Source organism: Paraburkholderia sp. SIMBA_030, assembly GCF_046535245.1.
Lineage (GTDB): Bacteria > Pseudomonadota > Gammaproteobacteria > Burkholderiales > Burkholderiaceae > Paraburkholderia.
This window is the reverse complement of record NZ_JAWRXB010001295.1, coordinates 1-247: the sequence shown is the minus strand read 5'-3', so window position 1 is coordinate 247 and position 247 is coordinate 1. Positions and strand designations below refer to the sequence as shown.

At 65.2% G+C, this 247-nt stretch carries 1 pseudogene; it reads right to left on the bottom strand.

Annotated elements, in window-relative coordinates:
• A pseudogene (locus tag SB772_RS44230) lies at positions 1 to 247 on the bottom strand (hypothetical protein); the annotation flags it as partial.

Below are 247 nucleotides of genomic sequence, written 5' to 3'. Positions count from 1 at the left end.
GCCCCCACCGGACGAACCGGTCAGCGCCCCGACGGTGGCAGTTACCGCGGATACCGTGCCGGACACGGGAGCTGTCAGGTTGCAGTCGGCGAGGTTCGCTTGGGCCGTCTGTACAGCGAGCCGGGCACTGGTGACGTTCGTGGCGCCCGCCGAGGCCGCAGAGTTTTGGGCATTTCCGAGCGCCGTTGTTGCGGAAGCGACCTGTTGTTTATCTTTCAGCTGGGTGCTGGCAGCTTGGTTTTGTGCC